Raw genomic sequence first — 17,548 nt, 5'->3', positions numbered from 1 at the left:
GGCTTCCTGTGGGATACGGCCGGTCAGGCCGGCTCAGTGGCAGGGGAAGCCGAGGAAGTGGCGTGCGTCGTGCACGAACTCGTGGACGTGGGTGTCGGAGCCGAAGACGGACACGACGCCCTGGTCGTACCCGAGGAAGTAGTAGGCGAGACCCGCCAGGAGCACGGTCAGGCTGAGCCAGAGGGCTGCACTCGCGACCGACAGGTTCGGTACGGGCAGGGCACGGGCCGGGGCGGCCTGTACGGCTGCAACAGTGCGGGGAGCTGTCATGGTGGGGTCCTTTCGCCGATCTCGCGTCGGAGATGTCGTGGTGTAGCAGTCCGGAGGACTGCTACACGCCGGCACGGCATCCTGACTCACGTCACCCCGTCACCATCGACCGCGTCGATATGTCGACACGTCGACCGCGTCGACATATCTACGGTGTCGATATGGGCAGCGTTCACAGTGGCGCGACCGTTCCGGACTCTCACCGGATTCCCCGCACAGGCGTGGGATGACTCTATACCGCGTTCTGTCGTACGCGTGAGACATAGTGGAGAGATGCCCCGCGCTTCGGTGCTCGACCGCTTCACCGCCCCCACCCGACGGTGGTTCTCCGGCGCCTTCACCGCTCCCACCGCCGCGCAGAAGGGTGCGTGGACGTCGATCGCCGACGGCTCGCACACCTTGGTCATCGCCCCCACCGGATCGGGCAAGACCCTCGCCGCGTTCCTGTGGGCCCTCGACCGCCTCGCCGCCGACCCGGACTCGCGGCCCGCCGGCACCAAGGTCCTCTACATCTCGCCGCTCAAGGCATTGGCCGTCGACGTCGAACGCAACCTGCGGGCCCCGCTGACCGGCATCACGCGGGCGGCTCAGGAGCTCAACCTGCCCGAACCGAACATCACCGTCGGCGTCCGGTCCGGTGACACCTCCGCCGCGGACCGCCGCGCACTGGTCAAGACACCGCCCGACATCCTGATCACGACGCCGGAGTCGCTGTATCTGATGCTCACGTCGGCCGCGCGAGAGAGCCTCACCGGCGTCCAGGCCGTCATCGTCGACGAGGTGCACGCGGTCGCCGCCACCAAGCGCGGTACGCACCTCGCGCTGACCCTCGAACGACTCGACGAGCTGCTCGAGAAGCCCGCGCAGCGGATCGGGTTGTCGGCGACCGTCCGGCCGCCGGAGGTGGTGGCGGGGTTCCTGTCCGGCGCCGCGCCGTGTCAGGTGGTCAAGCCCAAGGCCGACAAGACGTTCGACCTCCGCGTCGATGTCCCGGTCGAGGACATGGCCAACATCCCACCCCCGGTGTCCGATGCCGACCCCGCCGCACTCGACGACGCGTTCTCCCCGACCGCCGGGTCGCTGTGGCCGTACGTCGAGGCCTCGATCGTCGACCAGATCGAGGCCAACCGGGCGACGATCGTGTTCGCCAACTCCCGGCGCCTCGCCGAGAAACTCACCGCCCGGCTCAACGAGATCCACGCCGAACGCCACGGGCAGCCGGCCGAACCGACCGGCAATCCGTCGGTCGCCGGCGGCGCCCCCGCGTTCGTCATGGGCAGCGGCGCGAGCTCGGGCGCCGAACCCGTCCTGGCCCGCGCGCATCACGGCTCGGTCAGCAAGGAGCAGCGCGCCCAGATCGAGGACGACCTGAAGGCCGGGCGCCTGTCCTGCGTCGTCGCGACCAGCTCCCTCGAACTCGGCATCGACATGGGCGCGGTCGACCTCGTGATCCAGGTGGAGTCCCCGCCGTCGGTGGCCAGCGGGCTGCAGCGCATCGGCCGCGCCGGCCACCAGGTCGGCGAGATCAGCCAGGGCATCCTGTACCCGAAGCACCGCACCGATCTCCTGCACTGCACCGTGACGGTGAGCCGCATGCTCGACGGGGCGATCGAGGAGATCAAGGTCCCGCAGAATCCCCTCGACATCCTCGCCCAGCAGACCATCGCGGCCGCCGCGGTCGACGACCTCGAGGTCGACCACTGGTACGAGGTGATTCGCCGCGCGGCGCCCTATCGCGAACTGGGCCGGGGCGTCTTCGACGCGACCCTCGACCTGATCGCGGGTCGTTTTCCGTCGGACGAGTTCGCCGAACTGCGCCCGCGGGTGAACTGGGACCGCGACGCCGGGGTGATCACCGGCCGGCGCGGAGCGCAGCGGCTCGCGGTCACCTCGGGCGGTTCCATCCCCGACCGCGGCCTCTTCGGTGTGTTCATGGTCGGCGAGAAGGCAACGCGCGTCGGCGAACTCGACGAGGAGATGGTCTACGAGTCGCGTGTCGGCGACGTCTTCGCACTCGGCGCGACCAGCTGGCGGATCGAGGACATCACCCACGACCGCGTCCTGGTCTCCCCCGCGTTCGGTCAGCCGGGCCGGTTGCCGTTCTGGATCGGCGACGCGATCGGACGCCCCGCCGAACTCGGCGCCGCGATCGGTGCGTTCACCGGTGCGATCGCCGACCCCGGCAAGCTCGACGACCATGCCGCACGCCTCGGCCTCACCGACAACGCCCGCACCAACCTCGAGACCCTCATCGCCGAGCAGCGGGAGTCGACCGGACACCTCCCCACCGACCGCACCCTGGTGGTCGAGCGGTTCCGTGACGAGCTCGGCGACTGGCGGGTGATCCTGCACTCCCCCTACGGTTTACGTGTCCACGCACCCTGGGCGAGCGCGATCTCGCAGCGCCTGCTGGAGACCCTGGGCATCGAGGGTGCCACCACGGCCTCCGACGACGGGATCATCCTGCGCATGCCCGACACCGACGACGCCCCGCCCGGCGCCGACGTGTTCCTCCTCGACCCGGACGAGGTCGAGCAGCTCGTGACCGACGGTCTCGCGGATTCGTCGATGTTCGCCTCCCGGTTCCGCGAATGCGCCGCTCGCGCACTGTTGTTGCCGCGACGCGACCCCGGACGGCGCGCTCCGCTGTGGCAGCAGCGCCAGCGCAGCGCCCAACTGCTGTCCGTCGCCTCCAAGTTCCCCGACTTCCCGATCGTGCTCGAGGCCGTCCGCGAGTGCCTGCAGGACGTCTACGACCTCCCCGCCCTCCTCGATCTGCTGACCCGCATCCGCACACGCCGCATCCGGGTCGTGGAGACCGAGACACAGAGCCCGTCACCGTTCGCCGCATCGTTGTTGTTCGGCTACGTCGGGGCGTTCATGTACGCCGACGACGCCCCGCTCGCCGAGCGCCGGGCGGCCGCGCTCTCGCTCGACACCAGCCTGCTGGCACAACTCCTCGGTCGCGTCGACCTCCGCGAACTCCTCGATCCGGCCGTCATCGCCGACGTGATCGCCCGTCTCCAACGCCTGTCTCCCGAACGCCAGGCCCGCGACGCCGAGGATGTCGTCGACCTGCTGCGGTGGCTGGGACCCCTCACCACCCAGGAGGTCGAGGCCCGGTACCGCGGCGACGAGCCGGCGACCGATGTCCTCGCCGAGCTGCACCGCAGCGGCCAGATCATCTCGGTGAACCACAACTCGCGCGCGCTGTGGGCCGCAATCGACGACACCGCGCGGTTGCGGGATGCGTTGGGAGTCCCTGCACCGCTGGGTATCCCGGCGGCCTTTCTCGAACCGGTCCCCGATCCGGTCGGGGACCTGATCGGCCGGTATGCCCGTACCCACGGGCCGTTCAGCGTGCCCGAGGCCTCCGCGGCGCTGGGCATCGCGACCGGGGTCGTGCGCGACACCCTGAACCGCCTGGCCTCGGAACGACGCGTCGTCGAGGGCGATTTCCTGCCGGAGGGTGGCGACACCACTCCGCGGGAGGGCCAGTGGTGCCACACCGACGTGCTGGGGCAGATCCGACGCGGCTCCCTCGCGGCGAGCCGCGCCGAGGTCGCTCCGGTCGGCACCGACGTCCTCACCCGTTTTCTCCTCGACTGGCAGCACGCCTCGCCCGGGACCCGATTGCGCGGCGTGGACGGGGTCGCGACCGTCATCGACCAGCTCGCCGGATTCCCGCTCCCGGCGTCGGCATGGGAGTCACTGGTCCTGCCCGCGCGGGTCTCCGACTACGCGCCGCCGATGCTCGACGAACTGCTCAGCGCCGGCGAGGTGATCTGGTCGGGGCACGGCCGGATCGGCAACTCCGACGGGTGGGTCGCGCTGCATCCGGCCGACGTCGCCGTCCTCACGCTGCCCGACGCCGACGAGATCGACACGACCCCGGTGCACGACGGGGTCACGGCCGCACTCGAACCCGGCGGCGCACTGCGCTTCCCACAGATCGCCGCCGACATCAGCACCGGCACCACGACGCCTGCCGCCGACATCGAGACCGCTCTGTGGGACCTGGTGTGGGCGGGACAGGTCAGCAACGACAGCTTCGCGCCCGTCCGGGCCCTCCTGCAGCCACGACGAAACCCGTCCGCCCCTCGCTCGGCCCCGGCTCATCGCGCACGGGGGCGGGCGCCCCGCCTCCGCGCCGGTCGTCTGTCCGCCCGGTACCTGACCGAACACTCCACGTCACCGCCGGTGTCCCCGACCGCGAGCGGCCGCTGGTTCGCCCTCCACCACCCCTCGACCGAACCGACGATCGCCACCCAGGGCCTCTGCGACCAACTGCTCACCCGGTACGGCGTGATCACCCGCGGGAGCGTCGTCTCCGAAGAGGTCACCGGCGGATTCGCGCGGGTCTACAAGGCGCTCACCGTCTTCGAGGACAACGGACACGTCCGCCGCGGCTACTACGTCGACGGTCTCGGCGGGGCGCAGTTCGCCTCGCCCGCCACGGTCGACGAGCTGCGTCGGCATGCGCTCCCCGATCGCAAACCGCCCCGCGAGGCGACAGTGCTGGCCGCGACCGACCCGGCCAACCCCTTCGGTGCGGCGTTGGACTGGCCCCCGTCCCGCGACACCGAGGCCGGACACCGCCCGGGTCGCAAACCGGGGGCGCTCGTGGTGCTCGTCGACGGCGAACTCGTGTGCTTCGTCGAGCGCGGTGGCAAGACGCTGCTCACGTTCAGCGATTCCATCCCGCGGCTGGAGTCGGCGGCCGGGGCGCTGGTCGCACTGGTTCGGCGCGGCCGGATCTCCCGCCTGACGATCGATCACATCGACTCGGAGCCGGTGCGCGCCACCGACTTCGGCAAGGTGCTCGTCGAAGCCGGGTTCTCGACGACCCCGCGCGGCATCCGGCTACGCTACGGTGATCATGCCTGAGGAGAGCGATGCCTGAGGGCGACACCGTCTTCGCCGCCGCGGCGCGTCTGCGGGCCGGTCTCGCCGGTCGCGTGCTCGAGTCGTCGGACCTCCGCATCCCGTCACTGGCGACCGCGGATCTCTCCGGACGCGAGGTGTCGGCGGTGCGCTCGGTGGGCAAACATCTGCTGATCGACGTCGCCGACAGCAGCCCGGGAGCCGGCGACGCCGTCAGCATCCACTCGCACCTGAAGATGGAGGGGGCCTGGCACGTTCATCCTCGCGGGCAACGGTGGCGGCGGCCCGCCTATCAAGCGCGTGCGGTCCTGCGAACTGCCGACCACGAGGCCGTGGGTTTCGACCTGGGGGTCCTCGAACTCCTCGCCGACCCGGACGCGGCGCTCGCCTACCTCGGTCCCGACCTGCTCGCCGACGACTTCGATCGTGAGGAGGCGATCCGGCGACTCGCCGCGCACCCCGACGAGACCATCGGGTCGGCACTCCTCGATCAACGCCTCATCGCGGGGATCGGCAACGTCTTCCGCAGTGAGATCTGCTTCCTCCGCCGTGTCCTCCCCACCCGGCCGGTGGGCGAGGTGGATCTCGGCCCGGTGGTCGATCTCAGCCGGCGTCTCCTATGGGCCAACCGGATGCGCTCGGCGCGCACCACCACGGGCAACACCTCACCCAACGCGCGGATGTGGGTGTACGGACGTCACGGTCGGTTGTGCCGGCGCTGTGCGACCCCGGTGAAGCGCGGCGAACTCGAATCCCCCGGCGGGGAGCGCTCGGTCTACTGGTGTCCCCGGTGTCAGATCTGAGGCGGCCGGGGCCCCCTCACACGGGGTAGCGCTCGGGCTCGGGCCCGAACTCGAAGCGGCGGGCCGTGATCGAGTCGACCGTGATCTCCACGTAGTGGTACTTCATCGTTGCGATCCAGGGTCGCAGCGGAAGCTGGTCGGCCGCCTCGATCTCGTTGAACGACACGAGGATCCGCGCCTTCCCCTTGGCGACCACGCTCCAGCCGTCGGCGTCGGTGTGTCCGTCGGTCTCGAACGCCACCCGCGAATTCACCGCCAGCTCCGACAATTTGGTGCCCTCGCCGGACCGCAGCAGGATGCGGCCGTCGATCGCGTGGAAGTTCACCGGGAAGATGTCGGGTTGACCGTCGACACTCAGGGCGAGCCTGCCGAAATCAGCGGCTCCCAACAGCTTCCAGGCCTCGTCGGGGGTGAGTACCCGAACCGATTCGTCGACCATGACCGTCTCCTTCTCCCCCACCCCGATCGTGCCGCGCGATCAGGGGCAGCGACAGAGGCCAACGTCCCGACTTGACCGGGCCGCCGTCACTTCGGAACGGGCACCGGCTCCAGGATCTCGGCGCGCGCCTCGGGCGCCGCGGCGCGTAATGCGTCGGCGGAGTCGTCATCGGGCTGCTGCTGGGAGGCCACCTCGGCCTCCACCCGCGCGATGTAGGTCGCGACCTCGAAGTCGCGTTGCTCGGTGGTCCAGCCGAGCAACGGCGCGAGCAGGTCGGCCACCTCGTCGGCGCAGTCGACCCCGCGGTGGGAGTACTCGATGGCGATACGGGTGCGGCGGGCGAGCACGTCTTCGAGATGCAGCGCCGCCTCGTCGACCGCCGCATACACCACCTCGACGCGCAGATACTGCGGCGCCGCGGCGAGCGGCTGCAGCAGGCTCTTGTCACCGTCGGCGTAGTAGAGCACGTCGTCGATCAGTGAGCCGTACCGGTTGAGCAACCGCCGAATGCGATACGGGTGCAAGCCGAAACGCTGCCCCAGGTGCTCGCACTGGTTGATGAGCGCGAAGTAGCCGTCGGCGCCGAGCAGCGGGACCCGTTCGGTGATCGACGGCGCGACGCGGGTGGGGATGAAGTCGTTGCAGGCGTCCACGGCGTCGGCGGCCATCACCCGGTAGGTGGTGTACTTGCCGCCCGCGATCGACACGAGACCGGGTGCAACGGTCGCGACCGCGTGCTCGCGCGACAGCTTCGAGGTCTCGTCGTCCTCACCGGCGAGCAACGGACGCAGTCCCGCGTACACACCTTCGATGTCGTCGTGCGTCAGCTTGGTCACGAGGACCTCGTTGACGCGTTCGAGGATGTAGTCGATGTCGGCGCGGGTGGCGGCCGGATGCGCGAGGTCGAGGTTCCAGTCGGTGTCGGTGGTGCCGATGATCCAGTGCGTCTCCCACGGGATGACGAACAGCACCGAGTTGGCGGTGCGGAGGATGATCGCGGTCTCGCTGACGATGCGGTCGCGGGGCACCACGATGTGCACCCCTTTGGAGGCGCGGACCTTGAAGTGCCCGCGCTGTCTGGACAGCGCCTGCACCTCGTCGGTCCACACCCCGGCTGCGTTGATCACACAGTGCGCACGGATCTCGGTGACGTCGCCGTTCTCGGTGTCGCGCACCCGGACTCCGAGGACGCGGTCGGACTCGCGCAGGAATCCGATCACCTGGGTGGAGGTTCGGATGACCGCCCCGTAGTTGGCCGCCGTGCGGGCAACCGTGAGGCTGTGGCGGGCGTCGTCGACGACCGTGTCGTAGTATCGGATCCCGCCGATCAGCGAGTTGCGTTTGAGCGCCGGCGCCACGCGCAGCGCGCCCGATCGGGTGACATGCCGTTGTCCGGGAACGGACTTGGCGCCACCCATCCGGTCGTAGAGGAAGATGCCGGCTCCGACATAGGGCCGCTCCCAGACACGTTGCGTGAGCGGATACAGGAACGGCAGGGGCTTCACCAGGTGCGGGGCGAGGAACCGCAGCGACAACTCGCGTTCGCGCAGAGCCTCACGCACGAGCCCGAATTCGAGCTGTTCGAGATAACGGAGCCCACCGTGGAACATCTTCGACGACCGGCTCGACGTGCCCGAGGCGATGTCGCGCGCCTCCACGAGCGCCACCCGCAGGCCGCGCGTCGCCGCGTCGAGTGCGGCGCCGACGCCCACCACGCCGCCGCCGATGACCACGACGTCGAACTGCTCCTCCCCGAATCTCCGCCACGCCTCGGCGCGGTAGAGGGGCCCCATGTCGGCCGGCCGGTCCGGGTTGAACTCGGTGTTCATGGTTGCCGAGCCTAATTGATCTCGGCGAGTCGGACAGCGTGCGACACTGTCCGGCGTGGGTAGGTCAGGCAAATACGTGGCGGCGATCGACCAGGGCACCACCTCGACCCGGGCGATGATCTTCGATCACAAGGGTCGCGTCGTCGGCGTCGAGCAGCTCGAACACGAACAGATCTTCCCGCGCGCGGGCCGGGTCGAGCACGACGCCGCCGAGATCTGGCGTAACACCCGGCGCGTCGGCGCCGCCGCCCTCGCGTCGGCCGAACTGACCGCGAAGGACATCGTCGCCTGCGGCCTCACCAATCAGCGCGAGACCACCGTGATCTGGGAGCGCGACACCGGCAAGCCGGTGCACAACGCCATCGTGTGGCAGGACACGCGAACCGATGATCTGTGCACCGAGCTGGCCGGAGATGTCGGCAAGGACCGGTTCCGCGATCGCACCGGCCTGCCGTTGTCGACCTACTTCGCCGGCCCGAAGGCCCGCTGGCTCCTCGACTCCGTCGACGGCCTCCGCGAACGCGCCGAGAACGGTGAATTGTGTTTCGGCACAATGGACTCCTGGATGGCCTGGAACATGACCGGCGGGGTGGACGGCGGCCGGCACGTCACGGATGTCACCAACGCCTCGCGCACCATGTTGATGGACCTGCGGACCCAGACCTGGGACGCCGACATCTGCGCCGAGATGGGCATCCCGATGGCCATGCTGCCCGAGATCAGGAGTTCTTCAGGCGATTTCGGCGCCCTCCGGGGCAACGGCCCCCTCCCCGGGGTACCGCTCGCCGGCATCCTCGGCGACCAACAGGCCGCGACCTTCGGCCAGGCCTGTCTGGAACCCGGCGAGGCCAAGAACACCTACGGGACCGGCAACTTCCTGCTCCTCAACACCGGCACCGAGCCGGTCTTCAGCGAGCACGGACTGCTCACCACCGTCTGCTACCGCATCGGCGAGCAGCCCGCACGATACGCACTCGAGGGCTCGATCGCGGTGACCGGTTCGCTCATCCAGTGGCTGCGCGACAACCTCGGGCTGTTCTCGCAGGCGTCCGAGGTCGAGAAACTGGCCGGCGGGGTCGACGACAACGGCGGCGTCTACTTCGTCCCGGCGTTCTCCGGACTCTTCGCACCGCGCTGGCGCCCCGACGCCCGTGGCGTCATCGTGGGTCTGACCCGGTTCGCCGACAAGGGCCACATCGCGCGGGCGGCGCTGGAGGCCAGCGCTTTCCAGACGCGTGAGGTCATCGAGGCGATGCAGGCCGACTCCGGGGTGGAACTGTCGACGCTGAAGGTCGACGGCGGGATGGTGGTGAACGAACTGCTCATGCAGTTCCAGGCCGACATCCTGGACGTCCCCGTCGTGCGCCCGGTCGTCAACGAGACGACCGCCCTCGGCGCGGCCTATGCGGCCGGGCTGGCGGTGGGCTTCTGGGAGAGCGAGGACGACATCCGCGCCAACTGGGCCGAGGACAAGCGGTGGGAGCCGGGGATGGATGCGGACGAACGCGACCGCCTCTATGCGGGGTGGAACCGGGCGGTCGAGCACAGCTTCGGCCTGACCTGACCGAAGCCGCCCCTCACACCACGTGGTCGGCGAGGACGGCGACCACGCCGGCACTCCCGCCGAGCGCGGCCGCGGCCTCGTATGCCGTGTCGCGGAGCGCGTCGCGGGGTGATTCGCCGGCGGCCGACGTCGACATCGCGGCGACCGCGCAATCGACGGCGCGGGCGCGGCGGAAGCTCTCGCGCTGGGCGCCGACGTCGCCGCGGCGCTGATGCGCGAACGCGTCGAAGTCGTGCTGGGCCGCGACGAGACGGAGCCGGGCGATCCCCGCCGCCGTCGTAACGCCCTGCCGACGCCACTGGCCGATGATCTCCCGGATCTCGGGCGTCGACACCGCCGTCACATCCAGAACGGTGGCGACGATGAGGTGCAGACACGCGGTGAGGTCTTCGTCCGGGACCGCATCGACGAGTCGGGCGACGCCGCCGGGCAGCCGGTCGACACGCCTCAGCACGGTGTCACCCGTCGTCGCCTGCGGGACTTCCGGATCACACCGGCTCCGGTCTCGCGAGGACCGGACCGTCCGCGGTCGTTCGGTCGTCGTTCGAAACCGGTTGCGCTGCAGTGCCGTTGCCGTCAGGGGAATCGGCGTCACCGGGCGGGGCGGACCGCGGGGACGAGGTCCCGCCGGGATCGGCCGGGTGCGGTTCGGGGACTGTCGGGAACGCCTGCCGGATCCAGTCGCCGATGACGGGCGGACCCACGAGCGGCATGTCGCCGACGATCTCCGCCCCGTGTTCCCGGTTGTGCAGGTATGGCGCGGCGCGGTGAGGGGCGTCGTCCGCCCCGGGGCGCCGGCCGCCACCCGGCATGCCGGCGGGCGGCATCCCCGCGGGGCGCTGGCCGACCGGGCCGGCCGGGGTTGCCGATGTCGGTGCGCCGGCCGCCGGGGACGCCGGTGTCGGAGTGGCGGACGGGGCCGAGAGCGGTGGTGGCACCGCCCCGGGAGTCAGGACGGCGGGCGTGGCCGCCGACGCGGGGACACCCGATCCGACGCCGCTGCCCGGAGCGCCTCCGCGGGACCCGGACTCCCCGGTCCCGTCGAGGCCCACGCCACGATGCGATCCCGAGGTCGCCGCACCTCGTGGCGACGAATCGGGGGTCGCCCGACCACCACGCAGGAGGCCGTCGGACCCATCGGTGCCACCGCGCCCCGCGGGGCCCGACGGCGGACCTGCCGGCCCCGCCGGCGTCGTCGACGAACCCGGGCCACCACCTCCCGGCGGTGGCCCGGCCGCCCCGGCCGGCACCGGCACACCGGAGGATGCCGGGCGGCCGAAGTCACCGGCATCCACGGTGTTGCCCGCCTGGCCGCGCGCGGCATCCGACCCGTAGCCCCCGGTGCCGGACGGCCCACCGGCCGCTGCTGACCCGAGGCCGCCGGTGACCCCGTTCGCGCCGGACGGGTCGTGCGGGAGAGAGTGCTGCAGCCCGATCATCGGCGACGAGTACGCGCCCGTCATGGTTCGATCGGCCTCATGCCGCACCGTGGGGGCGTCCTCGGGGTGGTCCCGGATGTGCTGCTGCAACTCGCGCAGCCGTCCCTCCTGGCCGCGCGCCGACCCGAGGATGCCCGTCGCACCGGTCAGCGCATCACCGATCCGGCTCGCGGTGTCCGACGTCGCCGCCAGATCAGCAGACAGCGACCGGCCCGCTTCCAGCGCCGCGTCGGACGCCAGCCCCAGCATGCTGTCGCCGAACATCGCATGCATCCGTTCGGCCGCTCGCCGGACGGACTCGATCGCCGTCAGGATCGTCTGGACGTCACCACTCGCACGTCCCGGTTCCATGGTGCTCAGGACGTCGAGGATCTCGTCGATGCTCATACCGGCCCACTCCGTGCGGTCGCCGTCGAACATGCGCTCGTTGCGACTGCCGTGGGTGTTGTAGGACTCCTCCGGCGAGGTCACGACACCCCCTTGGTCGCTGGCCGGGACGAACGAATTCGTCCGACCCTACCGCGGCATCCCCGGCCGCGGTGAACACCGGCACCGCCTGTGCACAGCGGAAGGCCCGACTCAGTCCAAGTCGTCGTGGCGGACCAGCTGGCGCGCGGCCTCGGTGATCGACCCGGTCAGCGACGGGTACACCGAGAAGGTCTGCGCGAGGTCGCCGACCGTGAGCTTGTTCTGCACCGCGAGGGCGATGGGCAGGATCAGTTCGGAGGCATTCGGTGCCACCACGACGCCGCCGATGACCACGCCGGTGGCCGGCCGGCAGAAGATCTTCACGAAGCCCCGCCGAAGACCGCTCATCTTGGCGCGCGGGTTGGTGGCCAACGGCAGCATCACGGTGCGGGCCGGGTACTCGCCGGTGTCGATCGCGTTCTGCGACACCCCCACCGTCGCGATCTCCGGGCGTGTGAAGATCGCGGAGGCAACGGTTTTCAGCTTGATCGGGCTCACGCCCTCGCCGAGGGCGTGATACATCGCGATGCGGCCCTGCATGGCCGCCACCGAGGCGAGCGGGAACAGACCGGTGCAGTCACCCGCCGCATAGATCCCGGCGACCGATGTGCGGGACACCCGGTCGACCTCGATGTAGCCGCCCTTGCCGACGGCGACGCCGGCGCGGTCGAGCCCCAGGTCGGTGGTGTTCGGGACCGAACCGACGGTCATCAGCACGTGACTGCCGGTGACGGTCGACCCGTCGGCCAGGTGCGCGGTGACCGAGTCGCCGTGGCGCTCGACCTTGTCGGCGCGGGCGTGCTTGACCAGTTCGACGCCACGCTCGGCGAGCGCGTCCTCGAGGACCAGGGCCGCATCCTCGTCCTCGTGCGGGAGCACCCGGTCGCGGCTGGACACCAGCGTCACCTTCACGCCCAGTTCGGTGTAGGCGTGGACGAACTCGGCGCCGGTGACGCCCGAGCCGATCACGATGAGGTGTTCGGGCAGTTCCTCGAGGTCGTAGAGCTGACGCCAGGTGAGGATGCGCTCGCCATCGGGCCGGGCGTCGTCCAGGACGCGCGGCGACGCTCCCGTCGCCAACAACACCACGTCGCCGTCGTAGCGTTCGGTGGTCCCGTCGGCCAGCGTCGCGACGACGCTGTGTGTCGAGACGCCGACCTGCCGTTCGTCGAGCACCGCACTACCGGCGACGAGCTTGACTCCCTCGCTGATGAGCCGTGAGCGGATGTCCGCGGACTGCGCGAACGCGAGGTCGCGGACCCGCTGGTGGATCTGCGGGAGCGTGACCGAGGTGTCGTCGGTCTTGATGTTGATTCCCAGGTCGACAGCTCGCCGGACCTCGGTGCGGATGCCGGTGGACGCGATGAAGGTCTTGGACGGCACGCAGTCCCACAACACGCAGGCACCGCCGATCCCGTCCGAATCGATCACCGTGATGTCGGCGCCGTAGGCGGCCGCCGCGAGCGCCGCCTCGTAACCCGCGGGTCCACCGCCGATGATGACGATCCTGGTCACTGTCACTCCTGTTCTCCACGCCGGGTCGTCGCGCCATCCTTTGTGGGGATGCGGCGTCCGGCTGCGTGTTGTAGCTCGACGGGGAGCGCGGGGTGGTGCGTTCCCTCGGGTCGGCGAGACGGTCGACCCCGTGTCCGCCGCCTACCAAACTAGTCGTGCGGGTGCGGCGGTGTGAACGTGGTCGCACACACCGCCGGGGCGACGGTGTCGCCTTCCGGACTCGGCGACGACCATCTAGGCTCCTTCCGTGCCCATCTATGCCGCCTACGGATCCAACATGCATCCCGAGCAGATGGCCGAGCGCGCGCCGCACTCGCCGATGTCGGGCACCGGATGGCTTCGGGGCTGGCGTCTGACCTTCGGGGGCGGCGACATCGGCTGGGAGGGGTCGCTGGCCACGGTGACCGAGGACCGCGACGATCCCGACGCGCGGGTGTTCGTGGTTCTCTACGACGTCACCACCGAGGACGAGGACCTCCTCGACCGGTGGGAGGGCTCCGAACTCGGCATCCACCGCAAGATCCGGGCCCGCGTCGACACGGCGGACGGCCCGGTCCTCGCCTGGCTCTACGTCCTCGACGCATTCGAGGGCGGACTTCCCTCGGCGCGCTATCTGGGCGTCATGGCCGAGGCGGCCGAGATCGCGGGTGCACCCGCCGAGTACGTGCAGGATCTGCGACTGCGCGAGTCGCGAAACGTCGGTCCCGGCCCGGGTCCCGCGGAGTAGCCGACGGCTGACTAACCGGCCGCGCTCGTCGCGTTCAGCACGATCCCGGCGAGTGCACGGACGCCGATCGCGAGGGCGCGCTCGTCGAGGTCGAAGTTCGGCGCATGCAGATCGACCTGCGGGCCGAACCCGTCCCACACGCCCAGGCGGGCCATCGCTCCGGGCACCTGTTCGAGATACCAGGAGAAGTCCTCCCCACCGGGCGACTGCGGCGTGTCCGCGATGGCCCTGGGCCCGATCGCGGCGACCGACCGCTCGAACATCGCGACCGCGATCTCGTCGTTGACGACCGGCGGCACGCCACGGAAGTACGAGAGGTCGTAGCGGACCCCGAGCGGTGCCAGGAGTTCACCGACGACGCTGCGAACCAGCGGTTCGAGTTCGGCCCAGGTGGTGTGGTCACCGGTGCGGACCGTCCCGCGCATGCGTCCCTCCTGCGGGATCGCGTTGGCAGCACTGCCTGCGTTGGCCGCACCCCACACCATCACCGTCCCCGACCGCGGGTCCACGCGACGCGACAGCACCCCGGGCAGTCCGGTGATCACGGTGCCCATCGCGTAGATCAGGTCCCCGGTCAGATGTGGGCGTGACGTGTGCCCGCCTGCGGAATGCAGTTGCAGATCGATGTGGTCCGCCGCAGAGGTCAACGGGCCGGACCGCAGCCCGACCGTGCCCACCGGTAGTCGCGGATCGCAGTGAAGGGCGAAGATGCGACCGAGACCGCTGGTGACCCCGGCCTCGATGGCGTCGAGGGCGCCACCGGGCATGACCTCCTCGGCCGCCTGGAAGATCAACCGGACACCGACGGGCAGCGGTTCGGCCGCGGCGAGCAGTTTCGCGACGCCGATCAGGATGGCCGTGTGCGCATCGTGCCCGCACGAATGCGACGCGCCCTCCACCGACGAGGTGAACGGCAGTCCGGTGTGTTCGGTGACCGGCAGAGCATCCATGTCCGCGCGCAGGGCGATCCGAGGCTCACCGGCGGGTCCCAGGTCGCACACGACGCCGGTACCCAACGGGAGTCGACGCGGGTCGAGCCCGGCGGCGGTGAGTTCGCTCATCACCAACTCGGTGGTGCGCACCTCCTGCCGGGACAACTCCGGATGCGCGTGGATCTCGCGGCGCCACGCGATGAGGTCGGTGCCGTGCTCGGCGAGCCACGAGTCGATGGGATCGCCCGCCGCGGCGAAACCCGCTCCCGCGGCCGACATCAGAAGACCCCGGGCGGGGTCGGACGCGCGAGATCGTCGAGCAGGGGTGCGCGCAGTCCGCGTTTGATCAGTGCGAGATTGGCGCCAACGGTCGCGGCGCGGGCGCCGGCGACCTCGGCGGCCCGGGCCGTGAGGTGCTCGGCACCGACGGCCTCGTCCACGATCCCCGCGCCGACCGCGTCGTCGGCGCCGTAGCGGCGGCTCGTGTACATCGCCTCGGTCGCGGTGCGGTCGGTGAGGCGAGTGCGCAGCAGGGTGGCCATCCCGCGGGTGAAGGGCATGCTGAGGGCGGCCTCGGGCAGCGACCAGAATCCGCGCTCGGTGCGCATGAGGACGTGGTCGGTGCACAGCGCGAGCATGGCGCCCGCACCGAAGGCGTGCCCGTTCACGGCACAGACCGTCGGGACCGGCAGGGTGAGGACCTTCGCGTACAGCGCGTGAACACGGTCGAGGTAGGCGGGCAGCTGATCGGGGGCGGCGAAGATGTGGTCGGTGTCCAGTCCGTTCGAGAAATACTTCCCGGTGGCGGTGACCACCAGCGGACGCGTCGGGGCGGCGACGACCTCGTCCAGCAGCCGCTCGACCTCGTCCAACCATTCCACCCGGAACCGGTTCTCCGGATTGGACTCGCTGATCTCCTCACCGTGCGCTCCGAGATGGAGTTCGACGACCTCCCCGGCATCGTTCAGAAATGGCATGTCCCGACCTTATCGCCCCGGGTCTCACGCTCGCCGACCCGATCGGTCGGCGCGCTGCGCTTCAGCGGCCGGGCGGCCTGCGGAAAGGTTTAGGGTTGGCGCATGGATCCAATCGCCGACGCAGACGCCGCGGCCATCGTCGCCGCGGCCACGATCGCCGCCGAGACCGATGCCGCTGCACACGATGTGGCCGTCATCCTCGGGTCGGGGTGGTCACCCGCGGCCGACGCCTTCGGGCGGCCCATCCGCTCCCTGCCGATGGCGTCGATCCCCGGGTTCTCCCCACCCGAGGCCGCGGGCCACGGCGGCGTCGTCCACTCGATCCGGATCGGTGATCGCCGTGTTCTGTTGATGCTGGGCCGGATTCACGCCTACGAGGGTCACGACCTCGCCCGCGTCGTCCACCCGATCCGCACCGCCGCGGCCGCCGGTGTCCACACCGTAGTCCTCACCAACGCGGCAGGCGGCCTGCGCGAGGACATGTCGGTCGGGCAACCCGTCCTCATCTCCGATCACCTCAATCTGACGGCCCGCTCCCCCTTGGTCGGCGCCCGCTTCGTCGACCTGGTCGACGCGTACTCGCCGCGCCTACGGGACATCGCGCGCGGCATCGACCCGAAGCTCGCCGACGGTGTGTACGCCGGATTGCCCGGCCCGCATTACGAAACACCCGCCGAGATCCGGATGCTGCGGACGATGGGCGCGGATCTGGTCGGGATGTCGACCGTGCACGAGACCATCGCCGCCCGGGCCGCCGGGCTCGACGTGCTCGGCATCTCGCTGGTCACCAATCTCGCAGCCGGCATGACCGGCGACCACCTGAGCCACGCGGAGGTTCTCGAGGTGGGACGTACGTCGGCGGCCCGAATGGGCGAACTGCTCGCACAGATCATCGGCGAACTGTAGGACCGCACGGATTTCCGCCCCGGCGAACCGAAGGAGCGACATGAGCTATCCACCGAGCGGTCCCGGCGGCTATCCGCACGGCGACTACCCGCAGGGCGGTTATCCATCGGGCGGCTATCCGTCGGGCCAGGTGCCACCCGGTCCGCCTCGGTCGCCGTGGTCCTCGCCCGCAGTGCTCGTCGCCATCGGCGCGGGCGTGCTCCTCGTGGTCGTGGGCGTGCTCGCGGCACTGCTCCTGATCCCCGCTGACGACGACTCCGCGGACCGCGACACCGCCGACGGCGGACCCCCGTCGGGGTCGACCGTCACGAGCACCGTCACCCGACCCGCCGAGACGACGGCCCCCACGACCACTCCGACAACTCCGACACTGACGTCGCCCACTCCCGTGCGGCCGGCCCCTACAGTCGCGGGCGCCGACTGGCAGGGGTTCACCACCGGCCCGCGCTGCAACGCCGCGGGCGACCCCGCCGTCGTCGTGGGGCAGACCTCACGATCGCGCGTCGTGATCTGTCAGGTCGGCACGCAGACGGGCCGGTGGTACTACAAGGGCCTCGCACCCGAGGGCGGAATCGAGTTGCAGTTCCCGACCCGAACCGGTGACACCTTCGAGGCACGCAACGGCGCAGTGCGCTACCTCGTCTCACCGGCGAGCCTGACCATCGTCGAGGGTGGTGCCGTGCTCGCCGAGGAGCCGATGCTGGCGTACTGGTCACTGCCGGGCTGACCGGCCTTCGCTGTGGAGTTGTCAAGGGACGGATGCGGTCCCGAGCTGGGCTCGGGTGCAAGGTGCTA

The 17,548-nt window shown here is 70.5% G+C and carries 14 protein-coding genes and 1 riboswitch; of the genes, 6 read left to right on the top strand and 8 right to left on the bottom strand.

The features are described from left to right. Positions 1–33: 33 nt before the first annotated feature. Positions 34–270, bottom strand: a complete 237-nt coding sequence (locus BCM27_RS09305) for a CbtB domain-containing protein (RefSeq protein WP_004021659.1) — start codon at positions 268–270, stop codon at positions 34–36. Positions 271–345: 75 nt separating this feature from the next. Then, positions 346–482, bottom strand: a riboswitch (cobalamin riboswitch). Positions 483–543: 61 nt separating this feature from the next. Between BCM27_RS09305 and BCM27_RS09300 the strand changes: the two genes are divergently transcribed. Both BCM27_RS09300 and BCM27_RS09295 read left to right on the top strand, forming a co-directional pair. Continuing rightward, positions 544–5,157, top strand: coding sequence for an ATP-dependent helicase (locus tag BCM27_RS09300; RefSeq protein ID WP_004021660.1), 4,614 nt, complete (start codon positions 544–546; stop codon positions 5,155–5,157). An 8-nt stretch (positions 5,158–5,165) separates the two neighbouring features. Further along, complete coding sequence (locus BCM27_RS09295) at positions 5,166–5,957, top strand: DNA-formamidopyrimidine glycosylase family protein (RefSeq protein WP_004021661.1); 792 nt, start codon at positions 5,166–5,168, stop codon at positions 5,955–5,957. Between the two features lie 16 nt (positions 5,958–5,973). Here BCM27_RS09295 and BCM27_RS09290 read toward each other — a convergent pair whose 3' ends face one another. Next, a complete protein-coding gene (locus tag BCM27_RS09290) occupies positions 5,974–6,396 on the bottom strand; it encodes a pyridoxamine 5'-phosphate oxidase family protein (RefSeq protein ID WP_004021662.1) in 423 nt (140 codons plus the stop codon). A gap of 86 nt (positions 6,397–6,482) precedes the next feature. Then, complete coding sequence (glpD, locus tag BCM27_RS09285; RefSeq protein WP_004021663.1) at positions 6,483–8,225, bottom strand: glycerol-3-phosphate dehydrogenase; 1,743 nt, start codon at positions 8,223–8,225, stop codon at positions 6,483–6,485. 76 nt (positions 8,226–8,301) lie between these two features. Here glpD and glpK point away from each other — a divergent pair, with 76 nt between their 5' ends. Continuing rightward, positions 8,302–9,789, top strand: coding sequence for a glycerol kinase GlpK (glpK, locus tag BCM27_RS09280; protein ID WP_004021664.1), 1,488 nt, complete (start codon positions 8,302–8,304; stop codon positions 9,787–9,789). 13 nt (positions 9,790–9,802) lie between these two features. Here glpK and BCM27_RS09275 read toward each other — a convergent pair whose 3' ends face one another. The 3 genes from BCM27_RS09275 to BCM27_RS09265 all read right to left on the bottom strand — a co-directional run bounded on the left by BCM27_RS09275 (position 9,803) and on the right by BCM27_RS09265 (position 13,211). After that, positions 9,803–10,243 (bottom strand): hypothetical protein, encoded by a 441-nt coding sequence (locus tag BCM27_RS09275; RefSeq protein ID WP_004021665.1) that lies wholly within the window; start codon positions 10,241–10,243, stop codon positions 9,803–9,805. 34 nt (positions 10,244–10,277) lie between these two features. Then, positions 10,278–11,699, bottom strand: coding sequence for a hypothetical protein (locus tag BCM27_RS09270; RefSeq protein WP_004021666.1), 1,422 nt, complete (start codon positions 11,697–11,699; stop codon positions 10,278–10,280). 108 nt (positions 11,700–11,807) lie between these two features. Then, complete coding sequence (locus BCM27_RS09265) at positions 11,808–13,211, bottom strand: NAD(P)H-quinone dehydrogenase (RefSeq protein WP_004021667.1); 1,404 nt, start codon at positions 13,209–13,211, stop codon at positions 11,808–11,810. Positions 13,212–13,458: 247 nt separating this feature from the next. Here BCM27_RS09265 and BCM27_RS09260 point away from each other — a divergent pair, with 247 nt between their 5' ends. After that, positions 13,459–13,938 (top strand): gamma-glutamylcyclotransferase family protein, encoded by a 480-nt coding sequence (locus BCM27_RS09260; RefSeq protein WP_004021668.1) that lies wholly within the window; start codon positions 13,459–13,461, stop codon positions 13,936–13,938. 11 nt (positions 13,939–13,949) lie between these two features. Here the strand turns inward: BCM27_RS09260 and BCM27_RS09255 are convergent, their stop codons facing one another. After that, positions 13,950–15,149, bottom strand: a complete 1,200-nt coding sequence (locus BCM27_RS09255) for an amidohydrolase (RefSeq protein ID WP_004021669.1) — start codon at positions 15,147–15,149, stop codon at positions 13,950–13,952. Then, positions 15,149–15,847: an enoyl-CoA hydratase/isomerase family protein gene (locus BCM27_RS09250; RefSeq protein WP_004021670.1), complete on the bottom strand. Its 699-nt coding sequence runs from the start codon at positions 15,845–15,847 to the stop codon at positions 15,149–15,151. The genes BCM27_RS09255 and BCM27_RS09250 overlap by 1 nt, the downstream gene beginning before the upstream one ends. Before the next feature lie 102 nt (positions 15,848–15,949). Here BCM27_RS09250 and BCM27_RS09245 point away from each other — a divergent pair, with 102 nt between their 5' ends. Together BCM27_RS09245 and BCM27_RS09240 are read left to right on the top strand one after the other, a co-directional pair. Continuing rightward, complete coding sequence (locus BCM27_RS09245; RefSeq protein ID WP_004021671.1) at positions 15,950–16,753, top strand: purine-nucleoside phosphorylase; 804 nt, start codon at positions 15,950–15,952, stop codon at positions 16,751–16,753. A gap of 40 nt (positions 16,754–16,793) precedes the next feature. Further along, positions 16,794–17,480 carry a hypothetical protein gene (locus BCM27_RS09240; protein WP_004021672.1) on the top strand — a complete coding sequence of 229 codons (687 nt, stop codon included), beginning with the start codon at positions 16,794–16,796 and terminating at the stop codon, positions 17,478–17,480. Positions 17,481–17,548: the final 68 nt, after the last annotated feature.

Source organism: Gordonia terrae, from assembly GCF_001698225.1.
Taxonomy (GTDB): domain Bacteria; phylum Actinomycetota; class Actinomycetes; order Mycobacteriales; family Mycobacteriaceae; genus Gordonia; species Gordonia terrae.
The sequence above is the reverse complement of the archived record's forward strand: the minus strand, read 5'-3'. Positions and strand labels throughout refer to the sequence as shown.